The organism is Kutzneria buriramensis (assembly GCF_003387475.1).
In the GTDB taxonomy this organism is placed as follows: Bacteria; Actinomycetota; Actinomycetes; order Mycobacteriales; family Pseudonocardiaceae; genus Kutzneria; species Kutzneria buriramensis.
Genome location: NZ_QUNO01000017.1, coordinates 15,026 through 38,194, shown reverse-complemented (window position 1 = coordinate 38,194; position 23,169 = coordinate 15,026). Strand labels below are relative to the sequence as shown.

24 protein-coding genes and 1 pseudogene are annotated in these 23,169 nt (G+C 69.3%); 11 read left to right on the top strand and 14 right to left on the bottom strand.

The window, feature by feature from the left end:
* Nucleotides 1-51 precede the first annotated feature (51 nt).
* The 3 genes from BCF44_RS40050 to BCF44_RS40040 all read left to right on the top strand — a co-directional run bounded on the left by BCF44_RS40050 (nt 52) and on the right by BCF44_RS40040 (nt 2,360).
* A complete protein-coding gene (locus tag BCF44_RS40050; protein WP_116179733.1) occupies nt 52-1,080 on the top strand; it encodes a LacI family DNA-binding transcriptional regulator in 1,029 nt (342 codons plus the stop codon).
* 154 nt (nt 1,081-1,234) lie between these two features.
* Entirely contained in the window at nt 1,235-1,648 is a 414-nt protein-coding gene (locus BCF44_RS40045) for a cellulose binding domain-containing protein (RefSeq protein WP_211353441.1), read from the top strand.
* A complete protein-coding gene (locus tag BCF44_RS40040) occupies nt 1,632-2,360 on the top strand; it encodes an FKBP-type peptidyl-prolyl cis-trans isomerase (protein WP_116179731.1) in 729 nt (242 codons plus the stop codon). Before BCF44_RS40045 ends, BCF44_RS40040 begins: the two co-directional genes overlap by 17 nt.
* A gap of 256 nt (nt 2,361-2,616) precedes the next feature.
* Here BCF44_RS40040 and BCF44_RS40035 read toward each other — a convergent pair whose 3' ends face one another.
* The 7 genes and pseudogenes from BCF44_RS40035 to BCF44_RS54900 form a co-directional block, all read right to left on the bottom strand.
* On the bottom strand, nt 2,617-4,086 hold the full coding sequence (locus tag BCF44_RS40035) for an arabinofuranosidase catalytic domain-containing protein (RefSeq protein WP_170217999.1): 1,470 nt from the start codon (nt 4,084-4,086) through the stop codon (nt 2,617-2,619).
* A gap of 155 nt (nt 4,087-4,241) precedes the next feature.
* A pseudogene (locus BCF44_RS58065) lies at nt 4,242-4,718 on the bottom strand (arabinofuranosidase catalytic domain-containing protein); the annotation flags it as partial.
* A gap of 239 nt (nt 4,719-4,957) precedes the next feature.
* Nucleotides 4,958-5,692: a GH12 family glycosyl hydrolase domain-containing protein gene (locus BCF44_RS40025; protein ID WP_246016077.1), complete on the bottom strand. Its 735-nt coding sequence runs from the start codon at nt 5,690-5,692 to the stop codon at nt 4,958-4,960.
* Between the two features lie 68 nt (nt 5,693-5,760).
* On the bottom strand, nt 5,761-5,991 hold the full coding sequence (locus tag BCF44_RS54905; RefSeq protein ID WP_147328810.1) for a hypothetical protein: 231 nt from the start codon (nt 5,989-5,991) through the stop codon (nt 5,761-5,763).
* A gap of 557 nt (nt 5,992-6,548) precedes the next feature.
* Nucleotides 6,549-7,673, bottom strand: coding sequence for a glycoside hydrolase family 12 protein (locus BCF44_RS40015; RefSeq protein WP_116179730.1), 1,125 nt, complete (start codon nt 7,671-7,673; stop codon nt 6,549-6,551).
* 171 nt (nt 7,674-7,844) lie between these two features.
* Nucleotides 7,845-9,827: a glycoside hydrolase family 6 protein gene (locus BCF44_RS58060; protein ID WP_116179729.1), complete on the bottom strand. Its 1,983-nt coding sequence runs from the start codon at nt 9,825-9,827 to the stop codon at nt 7,845-7,847.
* 8 nt (nt 9,828-9,835) lie between these two features.
* Entirely contained in the window at nt 9,836-10,141 is a 306-nt protein-coding gene (locus tag BCF44_RS54900) for a hypothetical protein (protein WP_147328809.1), read from the bottom strand.
* Nucleotides 10,142-10,809: 668 nt separating this feature from the next.
* Between BCF44_RS54900 and BCF44_RS40000 the strand changes: the two genes are divergently transcribed.
* From BCF44_RS40000 to BCF44_RS39990, 3 genes are all read left to right on the top strand, one after another.
* Nucleotides 10,810-11,454 (top strand): fasciclin domain-containing protein, encoded by a 645-nt coding sequence (locus BCF44_RS40000; protein ID WP_116179727.1) that lies wholly within the window; start codon nt 10,810-10,812, stop codon nt 11,452-11,454.
* A 246-nt stretch (nt 11,455-11,700) separates the two neighbouring features.
* Nucleotides 11,701-12,315 (top strand): RNA polymerase sigma factor, encoded by a 615-nt coding sequence (locus BCF44_RS39995; RefSeq protein WP_116179726.1) that lies wholly within the window; start codon nt 11,701-11,703, stop codon nt 12,313-12,315.
* The gene (locus BCF44_RS39990) at nt 12,315-13,094 is read left to right on the top strand and encodes an anti-sigma factor (protein WP_170217998.1); all 780 of its coding nucleotides are present in this window, start codon (nt 12,315-12,317) and stop codon (nt 13,092-13,094) included. Before BCF44_RS39995 ends, BCF44_RS39990 begins: the two co-directional genes overlap by 1 nt.
* Nucleotides 13,095-13,354: 260 nt before the next feature.
* Here the strand turns inward: BCF44_RS39990 and BCF44_RS39985 are convergent, their stop codons facing one another.
* From BCF44_RS39985 to BCF44_RS39970, 4 genes are all read right to left on the bottom strand, one after another.
* Complete coding sequence (locus BCF44_RS39985; protein ID WP_116179724.1) at nt 13,355-13,723, bottom strand: hypothetical protein; 369 nt, start codon at nt 13,721-13,723, stop codon at nt 13,355-13,357.
* A 1,307-nt stretch (nt 13,724-15,030) separates the two neighbouring features.
* Nucleotides 15,031-15,234, bottom strand: coding sequence for a cold-shock protein (locus BCF44_RS39975; protein ID WP_116179722.1), 204 nt, complete (start codon nt 15,232-15,234; stop codon nt 15,031-15,033).
* A gap of 112 nt (nt 15,235-15,346) precedes the next feature.
* The gene (locus tag BCF44_RS56010) at nt 15,347-15,520 is read right to left on the bottom strand and encodes a hypothetical protein (RefSeq protein WP_170217997.1); all 174 of its coding nucleotides are present in this window, start codon (nt 15,518-15,520) and stop codon (nt 15,347-15,349) included.
* A gap of 823 nt (nt 15,521-16,343) precedes the next feature.
* On the bottom strand, nt 16,344-16,913 hold the full coding sequence (locus BCF44_RS39970) for a DUF6292 family protein (RefSeq protein WP_116179721.1): 570 nt from the start codon (nt 16,911-16,913) through the stop codon (nt 16,344-16,346).
* A 107-nt stretch (nt 16,914-17,020) separates the two neighbouring features.
* Here BCF44_RS39970 and BCF44_RS56005 point away from each other — a divergent pair, with 107 nt between their 5' ends.
* Nucleotides 17,021-17,185 (top strand): hypothetical protein, encoded by a 165-nt coding sequence (locus BCF44_RS56005; protein ID WP_170217996.1) that lies wholly within the window; start codon nt 17,021-17,023, stop codon nt 17,183-17,185.
* 154 nt (nt 17,186-17,339) lie between these two features.
* A complete protein-coding gene (locus BCF44_RS39965) occupies nt 17,340-17,567 on the top strand; it encodes a hypothetical protein (protein ID WP_147328808.1) in 228 nt (75 codons plus the stop codon).
* 199 nt (nt 17,568-17,766) lie between these two features.
* Here the strand turns inward: BCF44_RS39965 and BCF44_RS58055 are convergent, their stop codons facing one another.
* The 3 genes from BCF44_RS58055 to BCF44_RS39950 form a co-directional block, all read right to left on the bottom strand.
* Complete coding sequence (locus BCF44_RS58055; RefSeq protein WP_246016076.1) at nt 17,767-18,063, bottom strand: S1 domain-containing protein; 297 nt, start codon at nt 18,061-18,063, stop codon at nt 17,767-17,769.
* A 96-nt stretch (nt 18,064-18,159) separates the two neighbouring features.
* Nucleotides 18,160-19,407 (bottom strand): NAD(P)-binding domain-containing protein, encoded by a 1,248-nt coding sequence (locus BCF44_RS39955; protein ID WP_116179719.1) that lies wholly within the window; start codon nt 19,405-19,407, stop codon nt 18,160-18,162.
* 8 nt (nt 19,408-19,415) lie between these two features.
* Complete coding sequence (locus BCF44_RS39950) at nt 19,416-19,973, bottom strand: OsmC family protein (protein WP_116179718.1); 558 nt, start codon at nt 19,971-19,973, stop codon at nt 19,416-19,418.
* Nucleotides 19,974-20,070: 97 nt separating this feature from the next.
* On the opposite strand from BCF44_RS39950, the gene metX reads away from it, so the two are divergent.
* The 3 genes from metX to BCF44_RS39935 are packed head-to-tail and all read left to right on the top strand — an operon-like array spanning nt 20,071 to nt 23,112.
* Entirely contained in the window at nt 20,071-21,267 is a 1,197-nt protein-coding gene (metX, locus tag BCF44_RS39945) for a homoserine O-acetyltransferase MetX (protein WP_116179717.1), read from the top strand.
* 13 nt (nt 21,268-21,280) lie between these two features.
* Complete coding sequence (locus BCF44_RS39940) at nt 21,281-22,618, top strand: O-acetylhomoserine aminocarboxypropyltransferase/cysteine synthase family protein (RefSeq protein WP_116179716.1); 1,338 nt, start codon at nt 21,281-21,283, stop codon at nt 22,616-22,618.
* Nucleotides 22,615-23,112, top strand: coding sequence for a CoA-binding protein (locus BCF44_RS39935; protein ID WP_246016075.1), 498 nt, complete (start codon nt 22,615-22,617; stop codon nt 23,110-23,112). Before BCF44_RS39940 ends, BCF44_RS39935 begins: the two co-directional genes overlap by 4 nt.
* The last annotated feature ends 57 nt before the right edge of the window (nt 23,113-23,169 follow it).

Genomic DNA, 23,169 nt, shown 5'->3' with positions numbered 1-23,169 from the left:
CCGGTGACACCGGTGTAACGGTGTGTGTGCTGTTGTGACCAGGAGGTGGCTGTGACCACGGTGCCGACTTCGCGTGAGCGCCCGACACTGCTGGACGTGGCGCGCACGGCCGGCGTCTCGCCCGCGACCGCGTCTCGGGTGCTGAACGGGTTCCATCAGGTTCGGCCCGAGACCAGGCGGCAGGTCGAGAAGGCGATGGCGGAACTGGGCTATGCGCGACGGCGGTCGACGCGCGACACCGAGCCGGAGCGCACCGGTTCGATCGCGTTCATCGTGTGTGAGGAAGGCACCCGCGTGTTCTCCGACCCGTTCTTCGCGCGCGTGCTGTGGGGTGCGAGCCGCGAACTGGCGCCGACCGGGATGCAGTTGGTGCTGCTCATGCTTCGCTCGCCTCAGGACTACCAGACCGCCGCCGTGCGGTATCTGCGAGGCGGCAGCGTCGACGGGGCGCTGCTGGTCAGCATGCACGGGCGGTATCCCATCGATCTGGAGGACGTGTCCGTGCCGGTGGTGTTCTGCGGTTGTCCGATCGGTCCGGACGCCGAGAAGTTGTGCTACGTGGACGCGGACAATCGCGGCGGTGCGGAGCGTGCCGTGCGGTATCTGATCAACTCCGGTCGTCGCGTGATCGCGACGATCGCCGGCCCGGGTGACATGGCGGTCGGAGTGGACCGGCTCGCCGGCTACCGGGCGGCGCTGCTGGACGCCGGCCTGTTCGATCCCCGGCTGATCTCATACGGCGACTTCGGCCAGTCCTCCGGCGACCATGCCGTGCAACTGCTGCTGGACCGGCGACCCGACGTGGACGCGATCTTCTGCGCCTCCGACCTGATGGCCGCCGGGGCGTTACGCGCGTTACGCCGGCACGGCCGCCGGGTGCCCCAGGACATCGCCGTCGTCGGTTTCGACGACTCACCGATCGCCCGTCAGACCGAACCCCAACTCACCACCGTGCGCCAGCCGATCGAGGAGATGGGCGGCCTGATGGTCCGGGAGCTGCTCACGCTGATCCAGACGCCGGCTCCGCACCGCCGCCGAGCGGTCCTGGACACCCAACTCGTCGTCCGCGAGTCGGCCTGAAAGATTTCAGTGGCAGCCGACGGGCTCCCCGGACGTCTGCGCTGCTCAGAGGGGCTTGTCGGGCCAGTGTGGACTGTCCGACGTGGCAGTTTCTCGCGGTTGGGGCGGGCACGAACTCAGCCTCGGAGTCACCCCACATCCGGAGGAAGACCATGTGGACGCTCACCCTGCGATGGCGATCGCACCGGGTGCGCCGGCTCGTCACCACACTTGCCTGCCTGCTGGCCTGCGTGGTGGTTGCCGCCACCAGCGGCAGCGCCGCGGCCCACGGCCGGCAGCCACCGCGGCGTCCTGCCAGGTCGCCTATGCCGTCACCAGTGACTGGGGAAGCGGATTCGGCGTCTCCATCACCATCACCAACACCGGTCCGGCGATCTCCAGCTGGACGCTCCAGTATTCGTATTCGGGCAACCAGAAGGTCCAGCAGGGCTGGAACGGCACCTGGTCGCGGTCCGGCGCGCAGGTCACGGTGACCTACGCCAGTTGGAACGGCGCGCTGGACACCGGCGCCTCCACCAAGATCGGGGCAAACTTCACCCGGCACCGGCCAGGTGGTCGAGTCCGGTGACTACGTGCTCGTCAACGTCGAGGGAAAGGTGTGGCAGGGCAACCGATCGGTCGTGGACAGCTACACGAACCGGGCGCCACAGGGATTGCCGCTGTCCACTGCGATGCCGGCATGGCAGCACCTGGCCGGCTCTCGCGTCGGCTCTCGCGTCATGATGGTCGTGCCGCCCAAGGACGGATTCGGCTCGTCCGGCAATCCGGCGGCCAGCGTGACCGCCACCGACACCCTGGTGTTCGTGTTCGACGTGCTCCAGGCGATCGCGCCCACCGCGGCCGCGGACGGCGCGATGCAGCCCTATCACCCCACGGCCGACCAACCGAGTGTCAAGGACGGACTGCACGGGTCGGAGATCACCGTGCCCACCGAGTCGAAACCGCCGGACAAGCTCGCCACGGCGCCCCTGCGGCGCGGGAGCGGACCGCCGATCCTCAGCGGACAGACCGTGGTCACGCAGTACAGCGGCGTGGTCTGGCGGACCGGTAAGCAGTTCGACTCGTCGTGGCAGCACGGAGTCCCGCAGACGTTCGTCCTCGGCGCCGGCCAGGTGCTGCCAGGGTGGGAGCAGGGACTGGGCGGTCTTCCGGTGGGCAGTCGAGTGTTGCTCACCGTGCCACCGGCACTGGGCTACGGCCAAGCGGCAAAGCCCGCTGTCGAAGGCGATGACACGCTGGTCTTCGTGATCGATATCGTCGCCGCGGTGTCCGGCGGTTGACGGCGACCTCCGTTCGGGGGGTGAGTGGCTCGCAGGCGTTGTGGGGCGCCTGCGAGCCACCCTCGGGCTCGGTGCTGGCCGTGCTGGCGACCGGTGCCGTTGATCCGGATCACTCAGCCCGCCGGCTCGCATGGGCCGGCACGGGTTCTACGGCGGCGAACCGCACTTCCTGTTCGTCCCTTACGGCGCAGCACCGGAACGTGCCGGGGCGGGATAGGGGTCTGCCCCGGCACGCGACTGCGGCAGCCGCTCTCGGCTACCCCAGGGTCCACTGCTGGTTGCTGCCGCCGTTGCAGGTCCACAGCTCGGCCAGCGCCCCGTCGGCGGTGGACGCGCCCGTCACGTCCAGGCAGAGCCCCGACTGCGCGCCGGTGATCGTGCCGTCGGAGTTGAGGTTCCACTGCTGGTTGGCCTGCCCGTTACAGGACCACGTCACCACCTTGGTGCCGGCAGTGGTGCCCTGGCCGTAGGCGTCCAGGCACAGCGTCGTGCCGCCGAGCGTGACCGTCAGCTGGTTCGACGAGCTGCGCGTCCAGTTCTGCGGGGCCTGACCGTTGCAGGACCAGATCTGCGTCTGGGTGCCCAGGGTCGTGGTCCCGTTCGGCACGTCCAGGCACTTGCCCGCGCCGACCGCGTGCAGCGGGCCGCTGCTCGTCCCGGTGCCGCCGGCGCCGTAGCCGGCCGCGGTGATGTTGGCCTGCACCGAGTTCTCGGTGGCGTCCGAGGGGTAGCCGGAGGTCATGACGCCCTCGTAGAAGGTGCCGGCGGAACCCTTGCTGTTGTCGCCGCCGATGCCGAGGATGATCGCGCCCTCCTTGTGCATCGGGTTGTAGCCCGAGACGTTCGGACGCTGTCCACTGTAGAACGTCGACAGCCCGCCGGACTGCGCGTTGCCGCCCCGGATGGCCCACTGGTTCGCGCCACCCTTGACCATGGCGGTCAGGTAGCGGTAGTTGACGCTCGGGTCGTTGGCGTTGTATCCGGCGTTCACCCCGGAGAACAGCCCGTTCTCCAGGTCGGCCATCACCCACGGGCCGTTGCCGGCGCCGTACCCCCAGACCTTGATGTTGCCGAAGTAGATGGCCTCCATGTGGCCGTTGCCGGTGTCGTTGTTGCTGGTCTCGGCGTTGCCGTAGTCGAAGCAGCAGCCGCCGTTGAAGTGCGTGCCGTCGAAGATCGCGTACATGCCCTCCGGCTGGTCGCCGGTGGCGATGCCCGAGGTGTGGTCGTTGCGGTAGCCGGTGCCGGCGGCCACGTAGACGCCGTAGGCCTTGTGCCCGTTGAGGGTCGTCGGCGCAGCCGTGGCGTTCGCGAGGTTGTCGGGGCCGCCGGCCGCGCCGCCGCCCGGCGCCTGGGTGAGGTTGTTGCCCTTGCCGGACTGGTCGTAGATGACCGTGATGAGACACGTCGTGCTGGCGCAGAAGGAATCCTGCGCGGCGGAGTCGGCGTATCCGCCGGCGCTGGTCACGCCGATGTCCCGGGTAGCGTTGTCCGACGAGCGTCTGACCTGGTAGAGGCTGCCCGAGTACGAGCCGTAGAGCGCTCGGGTGGTGCTGTGCGCGGCCACGCACGGCGTTCCGCCGGCCGAGTAGATGTCACACGGTCCCTGGGTAGCGGCCGGCGCCATCGGTGCCGTGCCGACGGCGACGCCGGCCGCGAGCAGCGCCGAGGCACCCGCGGCCAGGAGTAGCCGTCCGGTGCGTGGCTTCCACGGTCGAAAGACCATAGGTGAACTCCCTTGTTCATCGTGGTGGTGACCGGTCGCCCGCAGGCCAACGGTACTGTTAGCGCTAACATTCCTGTCGGCGAAGAAGAAGGTTCAGATGGACTCCGGGGGCTGCGGGTGGCGGCCATCACTATCGCTCCAAGGCGGACGCGCCGTCAAGATGTCGAGGCCGGCGACGCCACAACACGAACCGCGACTGCCGTTGGCTCTTCGTCGAGTGGCAAGGCTGGTGTGACGGTCCACCCGTCGAAGCCTGCAGCGGGACAACTTGTAGCCGTAGGTGCCGCAGCCGGAGGTCGCCGCCGTTGTCGTGTGGCGGACCCTCTGAACAAGGATCTATATCCTGACATTACGCATCTTCCTTTGACGGTCGGGACCGCAGGCTCGCGCTGGCGCGCCACTGTCGGTCCGTCATGGACTTGACGCGTCGGTTCCGGCCACACTCGCCGGCGCCGCTCGGGCTGTTGTCGCCGGTCCTTGTTGGAGCCGGTTTCGTTGTGGTACATGCCGTTCTCCAGGTCGGCCGCGCCCCACGGGCCGGTGCCGACACAGTTGCCGAACCAGCACGCCGTGCCCCACTCGATGGCGTTCGTGGTCGCGTTGCCGGTGTCGGTGTGCGAGGTTTCACCGCTGCCGTAGTCGAATCAGCACCACTGGTTCACGTAGTTCGACGAGGTCACCATGTAGATGCCCCCCGTGTGTCTCCCTGAGATGACGACGGTGTCGGCGGCGTCCGCGGGAGCCACGACCACCGCAGGCCCCGGCCACGGCGGTGCTCATCGTGACGGGCACCGTCGTGCCGGGGCGGGCTCTGGACGATGTCGGGGGTGCCCTGGGCGGAAACTCCACAGAGGACAGCCGTTCGAGGCCGTCAGTTGTAGGAGACCCAGTAGCTGTTGGTCTGGAAGTTCATGCCGCCGCCGGAGGAGGTGATCTCCCAGCCGAACTGGACGTTGCCCAGGGTGACGTTGCCGATCCAGTGGGCGCTGTTCTCCAGCCACCTCATGACGTCGAGGATGTTGACGGTCCCGGACGTCGAACTGCCGGTGTTGACGAAGGAGTAGACGTTGTTGGCTCCGTTCCAGCCCTTGTAGACGTTCCAGTTGTAGCCGCCGAGCCACACGGTCGTGACGTAGGAGCCGATCGGGCCGACCGGCCCCGTCTGGTTGAGCCACAACATGATCTCGTTGGAGTTGGACGAGTCCCAGATGTCGTAGGCGGTCTCGTAGGCGCCGCCCGAAGGCACCGAGACGGTGAAGCCCGACGTCACCGAGTTCAGCGAGTTGATCGGCGTGCCGACCCACTTGGTGGCGTTCGGATAGGACTTCACGCCCCCGGTGTCGGGCTGGTCCGACCACACGCCCCAGTTGCTGTAGGAGTTCGCCCAGATCGACTGCGGCCCGGCCCCGTCGCCCCAGACGTCGTTGTATAGCGTGTAGCCGCCGTCGCTCCAGGACGCCCATCTGTCGCTGGAACCCCAGGCAGCGGCGTAGGCGGGAGCGGCGGTCACCGCCAGGGCGAGGCAGGCGGCGAGCAGCGCGACCACCGGCGCGATGATCGTGCGCTTCAACCCGGTGATCCCGCGGTCGAGCGGAGTACGAAGCACGAGAGATGTCCTCTCCGTTGAGGGGCTGCGTGAAGCGGTTCAAATCATTGGCATGAACGTCCCTCACGTCAAGGGTCTGCGGTCCATCTGACCTGGGGAAAGCTTGCCGGCGAACGATCGCGGGCGCTTCGACGCGAATTCGACGAAACCTCGCCTCGTGAAAGGGTTTTCAATGAATGGCGTCCGCTCGGACCGGCGGATGTGTTGATCTTTTGGCGCAGCCGGGCCAGTTCGGCCGGCAGCAGGCCGGCCTGCTGGAGAACGTCGGCGGCGGTGATGTGGTCGGGGTAGTAGTGCACGATGGCGACGTCGATGTAGGGCCCGACGATCGGCAGGACGGTCTTGGTAGCCCTTGATGATGGTGGCGTACCGCACCCAGTCCGCGGTGGCCGGCGTGTTCATGTTGTTGTCCCACAACGCCTAATCGGCGCCGTACGCGGTGCTCGGCACAGTGCTGCCCAGGCCCTCGTGGGCGTTGACCGTGACGTGGACTGTCGGCGTCGCCGCCTGAACGGGATGCTGTGTAGCCGAGGCCGGTGAGTTGACCAGCGGTCAGTGGATGCTCTACTGCTGGTTGCTCTGGCCGTTGCAGGTCCACAGCTCGACGGGGTGCCATTGGCGGTGCCGGCTCCGGTCACGTCGAGGCACAGTCCTGATTGGACACAGCCCTCGTTGGCCGCACCGTCGCAGTCCCGGATCTGGACCTGGCTGCCCGGAGCCGTGCTGGCCCCGTTGACGTCCAGACACCGGCCGGACGCGGCGGAGGTGACGCTTCCGGGCGCGGGTCCCAACTCACGGGCCCGGCCGCCCAGCAATGGATCGGCCGGACCCGTCGAATTCGAGTCGATTCGATTCGTCAGCTCGCCGTGCAGACCGGCGTAGGCGCCGGGTTGGCGCCCGAGTAGCCGGCCTGGAACCCGAAGGAGGTGTTGCCGCCTGGGGCGATCGCGCCGTTGTAACCGGCGTTCGTCACGGTTTCGCTCGAACCGCTGTGGCTCTCGGTCGCGTTCCAGACGTTGCTGATCTGCTGGTTGCCACCCCAGGACCAGGTCACCTTCCAGCCGTTGGTGGGCGCCGTCCCGGTGTTGGTGACGGTCACGTTGGCGGTGAAGCCGGTGTCCCACTGGTTGCTCACCGTGTAGGCAACCGAACATCCGCCGGTGCCACCGCCGCCGGTACCGGTGCCACCACCACTGTTGCTGCCGGAGGTGGCGTTGAAGGAGAAGCTGTTCGTGGCCAGCCCCTGGCCGCCCTGCCAGATCTCGAAGCCGGCCTCGGCGTCGATCAAGTAGTGCGAGGGGTTGAGCGAGCCGCGCGCGACCGCGTCGTTGACCAGAGCCTTGATGTCAAGGTTGTTGAACGAGGTGCCGCCGGGGTTGAGCGTGTAGGAGATGATCTTCCACGAGGCCTGCTGCCCGGTCCAGACGTTCCAGTTGTAGCCGGCGGCGTTGGACGTGCCGGTCAGCGATCCGAACGGCTGCACGCCACCCCGGCTGTTGAGCCAGATCATCATCTCGGTGCCGTCGGGCTGGCCGCTCGTGGTGGGGGTGGAGTTGAACCAGATGTCGTAGGCGACGTCGTAGGCCCCGGAGCCGGGCTGCACGGTGCTCCAGGACGAGGCCGCGCTGCCGAGGCTGCTGACCTGGATCGGCAGGCCGCTGTTGGCTGTGCACATGCCCCAGTGGCAGCCCTTGTAGATGGACGGGTAGGTGGCCGGGGCGCCGTTGGTGGGCAGGTTGAAGTCGGCCTGGCTCACCGACCACGCGGTGCCGCCGGAGTAGTTGAGGCACTGCTGACTGGAGGAGTTCCACTCGTTGGCCTGGATGATGTAGTCCCCGGCCGAGATCGTGCCGCTGCCGGAACAGGTGGAGGTGTCGGCCGCCGCGGTCGGCGCGCCGACCGCGGCGGCGATCGCCGAGGCGGCCAGCGTCATCGCCGCCGCGGCCACGGCCGCGCGGAGCCTGGTGAAGCGTAGGACCATCAGGGGTCACCTTCTCGTAAGTCCGCCGCACTCCGGCGGCGGCAGCGCTCCCGGACGAACCGAGGCAGGGAAGCGCCTGTGGTGCAGGGGGTTCGATGCGCGTCACGGTGGCGGCCGTGGCGATGCGGGCGGCCCCGCAGGGCCGCACGGCGGTGCGGGGCCGCCCGCCGGTCAGCTCGCGGAGCAGGTGAGCGTCGGGTTCGTGTTCGTTCCGCTGTAGCCGGCCTGGAAGCCGAACGAGGTGTTCGCCCCCGGTGCGATCGCACCGTTGTAGGCCGCGTTCGACACGGTCTCGTTCTGGCCGCTGTGCGATTCGGTCCCGTTCCAGGCGTTCGTGATCTGCTGGTTGCCCGACCACGTCCAGGTGACCTTCCACGACTGGGTGGCCGAGGTGCCGGTGTTGGTCACCGTCACGTTCGCCGTGAACCCGGTGTCCCAGGAGCTGCCGATGGTGTACGTGGCCGAGCAGCCGCCACCACCCCCACCGGTGGACGAGGTGACCGTCCAGGTGAAGGAGGCTGAGCCGGCGACGTTGCTGGTGTCACGGGCGGTCACGGTCACCGTCGAGACGCCGGCGGTCGTAGGTGTGCCGGAGATGCGGCCGGTCGTGGCGTTGATCGACAGGCCGACCGGCAGTCCGGTGGCGCTGTAGGTCAGGGTGCCGCCGGCGGTGTCGGTCGCGGTGATCTGAAGGCTGGCAGCGGTGTTCACGCTGCTGGTCTGGTCGCCCGGGTTGGTCACCGTCACCGAGCCGTTGCCGCCGCCGGAGATCAGCGACGGGTACGCGTTGGTCACCAGCTGCTGGAACTGGGCGCCGAACCACTGGCCGGCCGGCACGTCGTAGCCGGGGATGGAGCCGGTCGGGTAGGTGCCGCCATTGCCGTCGGAGTTGATGCCGCTGGGGTCGCAGTGCGGATCGCCGTGGCTGTGCGAGGCGGTCGGGTAGTCGCCGTCGGACTCACCCGGCGGCTTGATCCAGACGAAGCCGATGATCGGGTCGGCGGCGCCGTAGGGCTGCACGGTGGGCGCCGCGCCCAGGCCCGCGCCGTTCTGGTTGCACCAGTCGCCGCGGAAGGACCGCTGGTCGATCTTGTTGGCCGCGACGTAGGCGTCCGGCGTGGTCGGCGAGGAGTTGAGCGAGGTCGGCCGGTTCGGGCCGCCCCAGCCGTTGCGCGAGGTGTCGATGAGGATGCCGACGGTCGAGGGGAAGCCCTGAGCCACCAGCTGCGAGTACATCGCCTCGTCGTAGCTCTTCTCGTCGAAGTACGGGTTCCATTGGTAGAACTTCGCCGAGTCCAGTGGTTGGCCGCCGACCGAGAGGGTGGAGTTGGGCAGGAACGGCTCGGTGGTCGGCGTGTAGTTGGCGGTGTCGGAGATGAAGCCGTCCACGCTGGCGAAGCCGGCGGTCGTCGCCTTGGCCACCTTGGCGAACTCCTGTGCGGCCGGCGGCATGTTGCTCGACCAGCCCAGCCACGCCGAGTGCGCGATGTCCACGTAGTTGTAGACGTTGGAGATCGCGTGCAGCTTGTTCAGCGCATACTCGACGCCCGCCTCGTAGTACGGAGTGGCCGTGGCGCAGGACGGCTTGCTCGAGTTGGTGACGGCGTTGGGCAACGAGTCCGGCTCGATGATGGCGACGATCCGCTCGTTGGCGTACTTCGAGTTGGACAGGATCGCCGCGATCGGGTCGATGTACTGGGACTCGTACGTGGCCAGGCCGGCGGCGGTCGCCGGCAACTCGCCGTTGGAGGCCAGCGCGGCGCAGTCGCGGCCGGGCAGGTCGTAGATGACCACCTCGACCGTGATCGGCGTGCTGCCCTGCTGCTGGGCCAGCGCCTGGTCGAGGTGCCACTGCAGGCCATGGTGGACGGTGTCGCCGCTGATCGCGGCTATCTTGTCCATCCACACCGCGGTCGGGTCGTTGGCGACCTTGGCCTCGGCCGCGGCCAGCGTCGGGTTCGTTGCCTGGTCGGCGGCGGCTTGACCGTTGACCTCGGCTGCGTAGTCCGGGCTCGCATACTGGGTGGCGCCTACATACGGGTTGGCCACATGTGTGGCCGCGTGCGCCGCGGTCACCGTCAGCGGCGAGAGCACCGACGCGGTGACTGCCAGCGACACCGCGCCCGCGCGCAGCGCCTGGATGGTTCGGGACACTTCGGTCCTCACTCCTTGAAGACGTCCGCCACGGTGTCCGAGACGGAGGTGCGGAAGGGGCTACCGACCGTGAGGTCGGCTGGTCGGAGAGTTGGCCGCCGCATCTGAGAAGTCAACGGATTGTGCTTTCCGATGGGAGCGCCCGAGGTCAGGGCCTGTTTCGCGCTGAAATATTCCTGTTCCGCGCTGAAAGATTTCAGGCCGGCATCACGATCCCGTCGATCGACGACGACAGGGGCTTGGCGTACCGGCGTCGTCCAACGGAGTTCCGCGACGCCGATGTGCGCAAGGCCATCGGTCACTTGCTCGCGCACGCGCCGGCCACCGGCTGTCGGCGGTGGAGGTCACGGATCTGGTCCGGTGGGGGCATCCGCGCCGTGGAGGACGCGGGCGACGCGTGGCTCAGGCCGTCACAATGTTCAACCCGGAACTGGTCGTCGTCGGCGGCGAGCTGGCAGACGCCGGCGTGAGGCCTCTGGCCCCGATCTGCCGCGCGGTCGCTGTCGCCGCCGGCGCTGGCGGCGCGGTGGAGTCGTCTGCGGGACGACGACCTCGCGTGGGTGTACGCCTATCCACTCGGCGGCCTCGCCCGCGGCAGTCGGCAGGTCGCGGTCGTCGAGTTGGATTGCGCAGGCGGCGCGACCGCCGGGGTGGCGTGAGAGCTGGAGGCGCGGCCATACGTGCGTGGCCTGGACTTCGCGGAGCATGCCGGCCTGCTCGGCGGCGCGCAGGACCTTCTCGGGTGTGGTCCAGACGCGTTCGGTGGGTGGGTGCGGCCGGTCGCGGCGGGGGGCGTCTCCGGACGGGCCGGCGGGGATGAGGTGTTGGTCGACGGCTGCGCCACGAGCACCGCGTTACTCGACCGTTACCCGGGGTGGCGAACCGGTCCCGTTAGGCGGTTCGAACGTGAGGGCAGATGCAGACGACGTCCCCCCGTCAGAGCGGAACGTCTTTCTCCCCCAACGTATGGAGTTGATTTCGCATGCGCACGTTCCACCGCGTCGCCGCCGCTGCGGTCATCACGACGGCCGCCGTCTCCCTGGCCGCCTGCGGCAACGGCACCGCCTCCTCCGGTGCCAGCAGCACGACCTCGATGGCGCCGACCACCACCACCACCACCAGCGCGTCCGACGGCGTGACCAAGACCAGTGACACCTTCGGCCCCGCCTGCGGCCAGATTCCCAGCAGCGGCAAGGGTTCCCTCAACGGCATGGCCTCCGACCCGGTCGCCACCGCCGCGAGCAACAATCCGTTGCTGACCAAGCTCGTCGCCGCCGTCGGCGCCGCCAACCTCGGCGACACCCTGAACTCGCAGAAGGCGATCACCGTGTTCGCCCCGTACGACCCGGCGTTCGACGCGCTCGGCGCGGACAAGTTCGCCGCGCTGGCCAAGGATCCCGCCACCCTGGCGCCGATCCTGCAGTACCACGTGCTGCCGCAGCGTTTCGACGCCGACGGTCTGATCGCCGCCGGCTCGGAGAAGACCCTCCAGGGCGGCACGGTGAAGATCAGCGGTGACAAGACGTCTGGCATGACGGTCAACGGCGCGAAGGTGCTGTGCGGCAACATCCCCACCGGCAACGCCACCGTCTTCGTCATCGACAAGGTGCTCACCCCGGGGAGCTGAGCGGACCCGCGCGACCTTCTGCGCCCCGACGCCCGGCGTCGGGGCGCAGACGCGGGTCGTGACCGATGCCGTGCGAACCGATCCGGCGTCGGCGCGCGAACAACCGGCGGTGCGTGGTGCCGCCGCCATCGGGGGTTGGCGCCACCACGCACCCCGCGCGAAGGAGAACGGGATGGACGGTCTGCCGTGCCGGCTCCTCAGAACCGGATCACCGGTCACGGCCGAACTACCGAGGTGACGATCTGCATGGACGCCGACTCGAGCGCCGCGACGCAGGCCGCGGACGCGGACCTGGTCAAGGCGGTAGCCGCCGGTGACCAGGCGGCGTTCGCGGCGCTGTACGACCGCTACTGCCGGCAGGCCTACTCGCTCGCCCGGCGCGTCTGCGTGGACCCGGAGTTCGCCGAGGAGGCCGTGCAAGAAGCTTTCCTGGCAGTCTGGCGGGAACCCGGCCGGTTCGACCCAGCCCGCGGCGGGTTCGCCGGCTGGCTGCTCACGCTGGTGCACCACCGCTCGGTGGACGTCGTCAGGCGACAGGCGAACCACCGCAAGCGCAACCTGTTCGGCGACGAACTCATCGACGAGGCGACGCCGGCAACCGGCGGCGCGGACGAGAAGGCGATCGGCGGGGTGGTCAGCGGCCTGGTCCGCGACGCCCTGCGGCAGCTGTCCGCGGACCAGCGCCAGGTCATCGGGCTGGCCTACCTCGGCGGCTACACCCAGGCCGAGGTCTCCTCGATCACCGGGCTGCCGCTGGGCACGGTCAAGTCCCGCACGTTCGCCGGGATCAAACGTCTGCGGCACCTGCTGGCCGCGCTGACCGTGGGACACGACGACAACGAGGGATGGGAGGTGCAGTGATGGACGCGGTCCGAGACGACGGCCACTGCCCGCAGCTGGAGAACACGGTGGGCTGGGCGCTGTACGCGCTGGAACCCCAGGACGAACACGCCATCCGCGCGCACCTTCCCACGTGCCCGGTGTGCCAGGAGACCGTGCGCGCGACCGAGCAGGTCGGTGCTCTGCTGGCCGCGGCCGTGCCGGGGGACAGCCCGCCGCCGGAGCTGCGCGAGCGGGTGCTCGCGGCGATCCAGGACGCGCCTCGACCGTCGGTGACCGCCACGCCGCCGGTGTCGCTCGACGCGGCCCGTCGCCAGCGTCGGCGCCCCACGCGCGTGCTGCTGGCGGCCGCCGCGGTGGTCCTGGTCGCGTTGGGCGGCGCCACGACCGTGCTGGGGGTGCAGCTCGGCAACGTCCACGCGCAGCAACGGGCGCAGGCCGCCGGCGACGCGCTGGTGCGGTCCGTCGTCGCGGATCCCGCGGCGAAGCGCGCCGTGCTCACCAACGCCGGCGGCAAGCCCGCCGCGCTGCTCGTGACCAGCCCGTCCGGGGCGGTCGTGATGCCGCTGGGCATGGCCCCGAACGCCGCGAACCAGACGTATGTGGCCTGGGGCCTGGTCGACGGTTCCGGTCCCAAGGGGCTGGCCGCGTTCGACGTGCCCGCCGGCAGTGTCGGCCCGGTGCTGGTGAACTGGCCGGCGTCGGCCCGGGGGCTGACCCGGTTCGCGATCTCGTTGGAGCCGGGTCGGTCCGTGCCGGTCACGCCGTCCGACGTGATCGCCAGCGGCTCCGACGCCTGACCAGCGATGCGCCTCACTGGCCGCCATGGCCATACACGCCACCACGCCGTGGACCGTGTGCTACGGGGACAACCTTCGGTTCGCCGGCGACGACCTTCCCGCACCTCAAGGAATCCGAGTTCCAGCATGGTGCGGACGCCGTGTCGCGCCGGTGCGCGCCACGGCGGTGACGAGGTCGTGCTCGAAGTCGAGGCGGGTGATGCGGACCAGCGCGGTAGGGGTGCCGGTCGCGCCGGGTAGGGGTGGGAGGGTGTCCCCGGTCAACTCCCGGGCTGGATCTGAGCGTCGATCTCCCGCTGGTCGGCCTGCCGTTCGCGTTGATTGACTTCGCGGTCGCGGCGGTCGGCCTGCCGGTCGCGGCCGTCAGAGTGGCGGTCCCGTTGGTCGGCCTGCCGGTCACGTAGGTTCGCGTGCATGTCGCGTAGGTCAGCCTGACGGTCGCGGTCCTCGGCCTGGCGATCACGTAGATCAGCCCGTCGTTCCCGCTCCGCCACGTCGGCTTCGCGCTGGTCGAGGCGATGTTGCTTCTCGCTGAACTCGGCGTACATCGCCGCCACCGATTCGGCCGTCTCCGCGTCGATCTCTCCCTGCTGGCCGATCGCCTGATTGTCCTCGGGCAGGGTGCTCATCGCGTCACCGCGTCCTTCGTGGCTGTAGTTGTCAAGCCAGTGTGTCACCCACCAGCTCCATCGGCTGCGCAGCTGCACGACCGCCGGCCGGACGCCACAGCGCCGTGTCCGTACCGCGTGGAGCGCATGCCGGTGGACGTTGTGCTTGACCTGGTGCTCGTGACCCTCGTCTCGACATTCTCGGCATACATCGCGGACGCTGGCAGCTCCCCAGATCGTCGACACGGCGTCCACGAGGAAGATGCCACGGCCTCCGGGCGACGAACCGTCGGGCGGCTGTGGCACCGGCGGCAGGGAGAGCTGTCGCGGATCGCGACGGTGAGCAGACTCCGGTGAAGCTCGAGCCGCAGCCGTGCCGACGAGTGGCCGTGCAGGACGGCGTTCTCCACCAGTGCGGTGACGATCAAACACGCGTTGTCGGTCACGTCGTCGATCCGCCAGCCCCCCGGCAAGTTCGGCGACGAAGCGTCGGCCGGCGGCTGAGCTCCGGTCGGCCTCCGGCAGCTCCTGCGGCACGAGCTGGCGGAACGCGGGCCCTGGATCGCCTCCGGAAGCAACGTTCAGGTGGGCACATAGCGTCGATCGCGTTGGCCCGCAGTAGTTCTCGGGAACGACCCAGCGCGCCCCTAGGACGACCTGGAGGCCGGCCCAGCCAGCCACGTTGCCGGCGACGCCGCCGAGAAACGTCGACCCCCACAGGCGTCACCACCGTCGTCTGGCCGAGGTGGACGACCATGCCCAATGGTTCGTCGACGACGCATCTCACCAGCGCATTGCGCACCGTCGTCACGTCCGTCCGCCCCAGCCCGCCCACCAACCGCACAACCACCGCGTGCGGTCATGTAGAGGACGTGCTCTACGCGATCGATGCCCATGTGCCACCACGGGGCCGCGTTATGCGGACCGGCCAGCCAATGGCGCACCGCCGGCTGATCGAGTATCTCCCCGATCGCCTCATCCAGCGATGCGACACGAACGAGGGGGATTCCCCACCCGACACCCGTGTTGACGCGCAACTGCCACGACAAGTCAGCACTGCCGTCCTGCGCCGGCGGTATCGCCGTGAACAGTGCCGACAAGTCGGTGAGCGTGATCTGCCAATCGCTGCCGGGCATCCACCACCCTGCATCAGCCATGGTCATCACGCCCTCAATGACGTAAGGAAGCTGTCACTGGCGTGCGGTACTGCCCTGCCCTAGCCGCTATGTCCGCCGACGCCGACAAGACGGCCAGTGCAGCGGCCCGTGGCGGTGCTGGGCGGACCCGGACACAGCGATGTGTCCGGGTCCGCCTACGCCGTCAGGGCATCACAGAACGCGGACCGACTTGGCCTGTGGGCCCTTCTGGCCCTCGCTGACCTCGAACTCGACCGCCAGATTGTCCGCGAGCCCGGTGAAGTCGTAGTCCTGGACCTCCGAGTGGTGCACGAAGAGGTCCCGTCCGCCGCCGGCGGGAGTGATGAAACCGAACCCCTTGGCGCCGCTGAACCACTTGACGGTTCCCTGTGTCATGCGCATGCTCCTTCTGCCAACTGGAATGCGCCGGGGGTGACCCGGTCTGGGTGGTACGAGTGCTGATCCCGGACCCGTGTAGGAAGGCCGGGACCATGCGCCGGCGCCGTGCTCAGCGCCGGCCGGTCAGACCGAGCATGGACAGCAATTCCCGGCAGTCGTCCGCGTCGAGGGACTTGCCGGCCACCAGCCGGGCGGCCTGACGACGCTGGGCCGCTTCCGCTTGTTCGGCCGAGGCCCGCGCGTCGGCGAACCCTGGTGGTCTATCCGGTCCGGGTTGCCTCATCCATGCCGCCTTCGCCGATGGACAGGGCCCTGTGGCCGCAGCCGGTTGGGGTCGCCGCCGTTGCGCACGGAGACGGGAAGAATCGGTGCGGCCGGGTAACAACGCATGCCAGATAAGGAAGCTGGTGGTGTGCGTGAGTGGTCCGGGGGCAAGCAGTGCTCCCGTCCCCGCGCGGAGAAACCCGCGCGGTGGGATTGGGTGGGGACCGCGCCGGCTGGATGCCGACGGCTCGTGTCCCATCTCGGCCGAGCCTACCCCATCGAACCAGGGCATGGGGTGGTGGAACGCGGCGTGGTCGCAGCGTTTCCTGACCGGTATGGATAGTCCTGGAGACGGCCGGGGCGCGGGGTGCGGCACGGCAACGGTGAGCGCCGGCGTTCCCTCAGGCGGTTCGTCTGCCTGGCCAACGGGGTCGGTGCGCGTCGGAGCTGAGCGGCCGGCGGGTGCCGGCACTGTCCCTTTCGGAATCTGGCCCTGCCGCGATCCTCATCCCGCAGGGAATGCGTGACAGATCGAGGCTGACGGTGTTATTCGACAGACCGTTGTCCCGCTGTCCTTGGAGCGTAAGAGTGTTCCGGCCGCACGAGGGTGGCGAAGTATCTGGGGCGCGGCGGGCAGCGCTGGCTCGTTGTGCGGGATGCGTTGGTGCAGAAGGAACTGCCGCAGGAAGCAGGGGCAGACCGCTGTGAGGTTGGCTGCGGGATCCGGCTCGGTAGCCTGTGCCGCTCATGACACCGCAGAGGTCGGCGAATTCGCTACGTTCAGTGGGATTTGGTGCCGGCGCAGCACAATCCATCGGCGTCACCGTAGACCCGGCCACACATCAACACATGGGCTCGGCGGCAACGGCGTAAGACGTCAGTCGTTCGGCCAGATGCGCGCGGCCGCGCGGGCTGGTGGGCCGGCCGGCTCCTCGACGACCGTCGAGTACCTCGGTCACGAAGTGTGCGACGATCCGCGGGTCGGGCACTGGATCCTCACCGCCGTGGAAGGACAGCAGGATCGGCGGTTCCAGTGGTTCCGTCTCGACCGACACCGCCCATCCATCGTGTTCGCTCCACACCAGCATCAGATCGCGGCCCGGTCGGTCGGACGTGCGGCGGATCAACGCGAGGTAGGCGGTCGCGGTATCACTGACTTCATACGAGGTGCCGTCGACGGGCACGCCAACTGCTTCTGCGACGGCGTGCAGATAGCCGGCGAGTCCGCGTGTCAGGGCGGGCGTGCAGTCGGCTGCCGCGTCGTCGTGTGCTTGGGGCGGCGTGCGGTCGTGGGCCTGGTGCTCCGGCTCCAGTCCGAGCATGGACAGCAGCGTCCGGCAGTCCTGGGCGTCTGTGGCGTTGGTCGCCACGGTGCGGGCAGCCTTGGCCCGGTGTGCGAGATCCACCACCATGGTCAGAGTCCCCGTGTGGGCAAGTCGACCTCGTTCGTTGCCCGGTCCAGCCGGTCGCACGTGGGTCATGCGGACTCCGTTCGCAGAAGGAGCCGGGCCGGTGGCGGGTGGCCGCCGGCAGCCCGGTGTGGAAGGCCGGCTACGAGGAGTCCGGTGGCTCGGCGTCTTTCATCGTGGGCGCCTACGGCTTCGTCGTCGCGAGAAACGGTCTGCCGCGGCGGCTCGATGGCCACAGGGCCAAGAAGGACATCCGAACAGGCGAGCCGACGTGATGCGGACGCTCCCGTCCCTGGCCGGACGGATCCGGCCAGTGTGGTTGCCGAGTGCGCCACCGGTTCGGGTGCCGGCGTGCGAAAAGCCTCGGCAGGGCCCACCGTACCCCAGAATGCGCTGCCATGGGGTGAAAGCCGGGAGTACTGTCGAGGCATGACGGCAGCGGCTGGCGGTCCCGTGATCGGTCCGACGCTGGCCGAGTGGGTCAAGGCCAGGGAAGAGACCCTGAGTCATCTGATGGCCGGCGCCCCGCCCGTTGACGAGACATGGGTGCAGCACCTGGCGGACCTGTTGACGACCGAACGCTCGTGGCAGGACCAGTACACCGCGCTGATCGCTCTGGGCCGCGCCGGCGGCACGTTTCCCTCCTCGCGGCGCTGATCGGTCGAACGTGAGGCAGCGTCAGCAGAAATGAGATGCACCGCGGCGCCCGGTGTCGCTCAGTCGTGCTGTTCGTCGGTGGCGCCGTGTGGACGTGACCAGGCCGGTGCGGGCGAGGTCGGGGTGGCGTAGCAGCACGGCGGGAGGGATGGTGGTCCTGCCGGTGATCCGCGTCAGGGCTCAGGGAACACCAGGTGAGTCACCCAGACGGGTGCTTTTCGATTTTCTGGCGTGCAGCCCCAGCCACCGGCGGACGCTGCGCTCGCAGGGTGGCTCCGGCCAAGAGTTGGGTCTCGTAGCCGACATCGACCCGCTCGTGGCGTGGATTGTGGGGCAGCCGTTTCGCAACGGTCGGCGAGATCAACGGTGAGACGCTTGCGGGACCGCTCTTCGGCATCCGTACGGCCCTGCTGGCGGACGTGCCGGTGCCCTGGATCTCCGAGTAGCGCACGAAGACGTCGGGTCCACCGCCATCCTGGGCGATGAAGCCGAGCACCTGAACTGCAGCCACAGGTTTTGAGCCGTACAGGACAGCAACGGCGGCCGTCGCGCTATACAAACACCAAGGTCATTTGTTTGGTGGCGTGGTCGGCTACCCGGGCACTGTCGCGCGGGCCGCCAGGTGTCGGGCGAGGTGGTCGACGACGTCCCGCGCGTCGTCGGAGGCGCCGTGGATGAATGTGGACTTGCGCCGGCGCAGGACGGGCAGGCCCAGCGCGTACAGCCCGGGGCTGTCGACGACGCCCCCGTCGTGTCTCAGATGGCCCTTGCCGTCGAGCACGGGCACGTCCAGCCATGAGTAATCCGGCCGGTAACCCGTCGCCCACACGACGGTCCGGATCTCGCCGCTGCGAAGATCCAGCCGTAACCGGGCGCGCTCCGGCACGCGGGTGGCGTCGAACCGCTCGGGCGGTTTGACGTCGCCGTCGGTCCCGGACGCGGCCGCCCACTGGTCGAACGTGTTCAGCAGCCGGTCCATCTTGAGGTCGGCGAGCGATACGACGTTGCGGAGCCCACCGGAGAACAGCATTTCGCCGTCCCGGACGGTTGCGGCCCGGCCGACCACCTCGACGCCCATGTCAGTGAGCACGTTGAGGTCGAGCGACGTCCGGTCCGTCGTGCCCGCGAGCTGTGGTGAACCGAGCCGCCGGGCCCGAGTGAGGTCGGGCAGCTCGTCGTAGCGCTGGTCCCACACGCCCGCGGCGTCCATCCACCACAGCACGTCACGGCCGCGGTAGGTGCGCGGCATCCGGACGTGCTCGCCGGTGGACAGGGTGACCGGCCTGCCCGACCGTTGTAGCTCGGCCGCGAGCTGCACGCCGGTCGCCGACCCACCAACGACGAGCACACCGCCGTCGGGCAGTGCGTCGGCGCCGCGGTAATCGAACGGCGTGACCTGTTCGACGGTGCCCGGCACTGCCTCGGCGAGCTTCGGCACGGCGGGCAGGTTGCACGCGCCGCTGGCGATGACCACCGTGCGGCAGGCGATCTCGCCGCGGTCGGTGGTCACGCGGTAGCCGTCCTCGGTGCGCCGCACCGCCGTGACGGTCGTGCCGGTGCGGACGGGCGCGCGGGTATGCGCGGCAAAACGGTCGATGAACTCGACCACCTCGCCCATCGTCATGTAGCCGTCGGGATCCTGGCCGGTGTAGTCGTGGCCCGGCAAGCGGCTCTGCCAGTTGGGTGTGAGCAGCCGCAACGAGTCCCAGCGTTCGGTCCGCCAGGAGTTGGCCACCTCGCCCCGTTCGAGCACCACGTGGTCGATCGCCCGCTCGGACAGAAAGTGGCTCGCCGCCAGGCCCGCGTGCCCGGCGCCGATGACGACCGTGGTGGTGCGCACGCCAGGACTCAGCGAACCTCGACGGTGACGTCCGTCGGGTTGGTCAGCGCGTCGAACACTGCGGAACGCTTCTGGGACTGGGCGACCAGCGCCTCGATGTCCTCCTTGGACGCGTCCGCGTCGACCTCGAACGTGACCTTGATGCCGTTGTAGCCGTTGCGGACGTCGCTGTCGGCGCCGAGGATCCCTCGGATGTCGTGCGCGCCCTCGATGGTCGCGGTCACCGAGCGCAGCTGGATGCCCCGGTTCTGTGCGACGGACGCGACGCCGGCGGTCAGGCAACTGCCGAGTCCGACGAGCAGGTACTCGATCGGCGTGATGCCGTGGTCCTCGGCCGCGAAGACCTCCGGGTGGTCGGCCGTGAACGTCGACTCGGCCTTGTGGGTCTGCTCGGCGCCGAGCCCGAAGAAGTCCTTGACCGTCGAGGTGGTGTGCACGCCGCTTTCCCACCGCGTGGTGGACCGCCAGGTGAACTGGGCGGCCTCGGGCGCGCCCTTGAGCGCTTCCCTGGCGTCGAGTAGTGCCTGGACGTTGACGCCGTTGTCGGCGCGGTCGATCGTCGTCATGTGACGGACGGTACACCGGCGCTGACCTGCGTCTCAGACTTCGAGACACGGGTTGAGGCCGGGCGGGTGAACGCGCCGGTGTGCCTATGATGGCGGTATGGTCATCGGCTCGGCGCCGGCCGCCGGATCCGTCGGCGAGGTGCGGACTCGGTACCTCGACCTGCCCGATCCGGTGCGCCTGGATTGCGGCCGCGAGCTGTCTCCCGTCCGCGTCGCATACGAGACCTACGGCGCCCTCTCACCACGGCGCGACAACGTGATTCTCGTGTGCCACGCGCTCAGCGGCGACGCCCACGCCGCCGGTGTCTCCGCGGTCCGGCCCGAGGCGAGCACACGGGACGGCTTCGGCGCCGAGGACCGCGACGGCACGGCCGGCGCCGGTCTCGGCTGGTGGGACGGCATGATCGGACCCGGCAAGGCGTTCGACACCGACCGGTACTTCGTGGTGTCCACGAACCTGCTCGGCGGCTGCCGTGGCACGACCGGCCCGTCGTCCGTCGACCCCGCCACCGGCAGGCCGTACGGACCGGACTTTCCGGTGCTCACCGTGGCCGACATGGTTCGCACCCAGCGCGCGTTCCTCGACGTGCTGGGCATCGACCGGCTCGCCGCGGTGGCCGGCGGCTCGCTCGGCGGAATGCAGGCCCTCGAATGGGCGATCCTGTACCCCGATCAGGTGGACTCGATCGTTGTCATCGCCAGCACCCACGCCCTGCACCCGCAAGGCGTGGCGTGGAACGCGATCGCCCGCGAGTCCATCATGCGCGACCCCGCGTGGCAGGGCGGCCGCTACCACGACACGGGCCGCAGCCCCGACGCCGGCATGGGCGTGGCCCGGATGGTCGGGCACGTCACCTACCTCTCGGCGCCGGCCCTGGGCGAGAAGTTCGGCCGCAGGCTGCAGTTCGCCGACGACCTCCGCTACACCCTCACCGAACCCGAGTTCGAGGTGGAGAACTACCTGCGGCACCAAGCCGACTCGTTCGTCCGGCGCTTCGACGCCAACACCTACCTGACGATGTCGCGCGCCCTGACCTACTTCGACCTCGCGCGGCAGTACGGCGGCGGTGCGCTCACCCAGGCCCTCACCGACGTCTCGGCCAGGACGCTGCTGATCGCGTTCAGCTCCGACTGGCTCTACCCGCCCGCCGCGTCCGAGGACCTGTACGCGGCGCTGCGCTCGCTCGGCAAACCGGCCGAGCTGCACGTCATCGACGCGCCGTACGGCCACGACTGCTTCCTGCTGGAAGAACGACGACAGACGCCGATCGTCCGCCGGTTCCTGGCCGCGTGAGAAAGAGGTACTGGTGACCGACGATTCCCCCCGAATCGAGCAGGAGCACGCGTTCGGGTTCGACACCCGGCAGCTGCACGCCGGGCAGCGACCGGACCCGAACACGGGAGCCCGCGCGGTGCCGATCTTCCAGACGACGAGCTACGTGTTCGAGGACCCCGAGTCCGCGGCCGCCTACTTCAACCTGCAGGAGTACGGCAACACCTACTCCCGCATCATGAACCCCACGGTCGCGGTGTTCGAGGAGCGCGTCGCGAACCTGGAGGGCGCGGCCGGCGCGGTGGCCTTCGCCAGCGGCATCGCCGCCCAGGCGGCCGCGCTGTTCACCCTGCTGGAGCCCGGGGACCACGTCGTCTCGTCCTCCGCGCTCTACGGCGGCACGGTGAACCAGCTCAAACACCTGCTGCGCAAGATGACCGTCGACCTGACGTGGGTCGACCCCGACGACATCGACGCGTGGCGGGCCGCCGTGCGCCCGGAGACCAAGGCGTTCTTCGCCGAGACCATCGGCAACCCCGCGGGCAACGTGCTCGACATCGAGGCCGTGGCGGCCGTCGCCCACGAGCACGGGGTGCCGCTGGTCGTCGACAACACGTTCGCCACGCCCTACCTGTGCCGCCCGATCGAGTGGGGTGCCGACATCGTCGTCCACTCGGCGACCAAGTTCCTCGGCGGGCACGGCACGAGCATCGGCGGTGTGGTCGCCGAAGCCGGCACGTTCGACTGGTCCAACGGGCGGTTCCCCGTCGTCGCGGACCCGTCGCCCGCCTACCACGGGCTGCGGTTCCACGAGACGTTCGGGACCTACGGCTACCTGATGAAGCTGCGGGCCGAGACGCTGCGCGACCTGGGCGGCGCGCTGTCGCCGTTCAATGCCTTCCTGATCCTGCAAGGGATGGAGACGCTGTCGCTGCGCATGGACCGCCACGTGGCGAATGCGCGGCGGATCGCGGAGTTCCTGTCGTCCCACGACCTCGCGTCGGCGGTGACCTACCCGGGGCTGCCCGCGAACCCGTACCGCCGCCTGGTCGAGAAGTACCTGCCGCGCGGTGCGGGCGCGGTCTTCTCCTTCGACGTCGCGGGTGGCAGCGCCGGCGGGCAAGCGCTCATCCGCGGCCTTACCCTGTGGTCGCATCTGGCGAACGTCGGGGACGCGAAGAGTCTGGTCATCCATCCGGCCAGCACCACGCACCGCCAGTTGTCCGACGAGGAACTGCTGGCGGCGGGCGTCCGCCCGGGCACGGTGCGCCTGTCGGTCGGCACCGAGTCGGTCGAGGATTTGGTGTGGGACCTCGAACAGGGTTTCGTCCACGTCGCCGCCACTGTGCGGGAGGAGGTCGCGTCCGCATGACCGTGCCCCAGATGACCGTGCCCCAGCGCTACCAGGATCCCCTCGAGATCCAGCGGGTCCTCAACACCGCGAGGACCATCGCGATCGTGGGCCTGTCGAACAACGAGCTGCGCGCCAGCTACTTCGTCGGCTACTACCTCAAGCGGCACGGCTACCGGGTCGTCCCGGTGAACCCCAAGGTCTCGGAGATCCTCGGCGAGACCAGCTACGCGAGCCTGCTCGACGTGCCGGAGCCGGTGGACATCGTCAACGTCTTCCGGGCGCCCGATGCGCTGCCGGAGATCGCCGAGCAGACGGTGCGCATCGGCGCCGGCGCGCTCTGGAGCCAGTTCGACGTGATCAACGCCGAGGGCGGGCGGATCGCGGAGGAGGGCGGCGTGACCGTGATCATGGACCGCTGCATCAAGGTCGAACACGCCCGCTACATCGGCCGCATGCACTGGCTCGGCTTCAACACCCAGCGCATCACGTCGGTTCGGGCCGGGCTGCAGTAGTCTCCCGGGCGGCTGAGGGCGGCGCGAACCTGCTGGTTGAGGACGCCGCCACCGGCC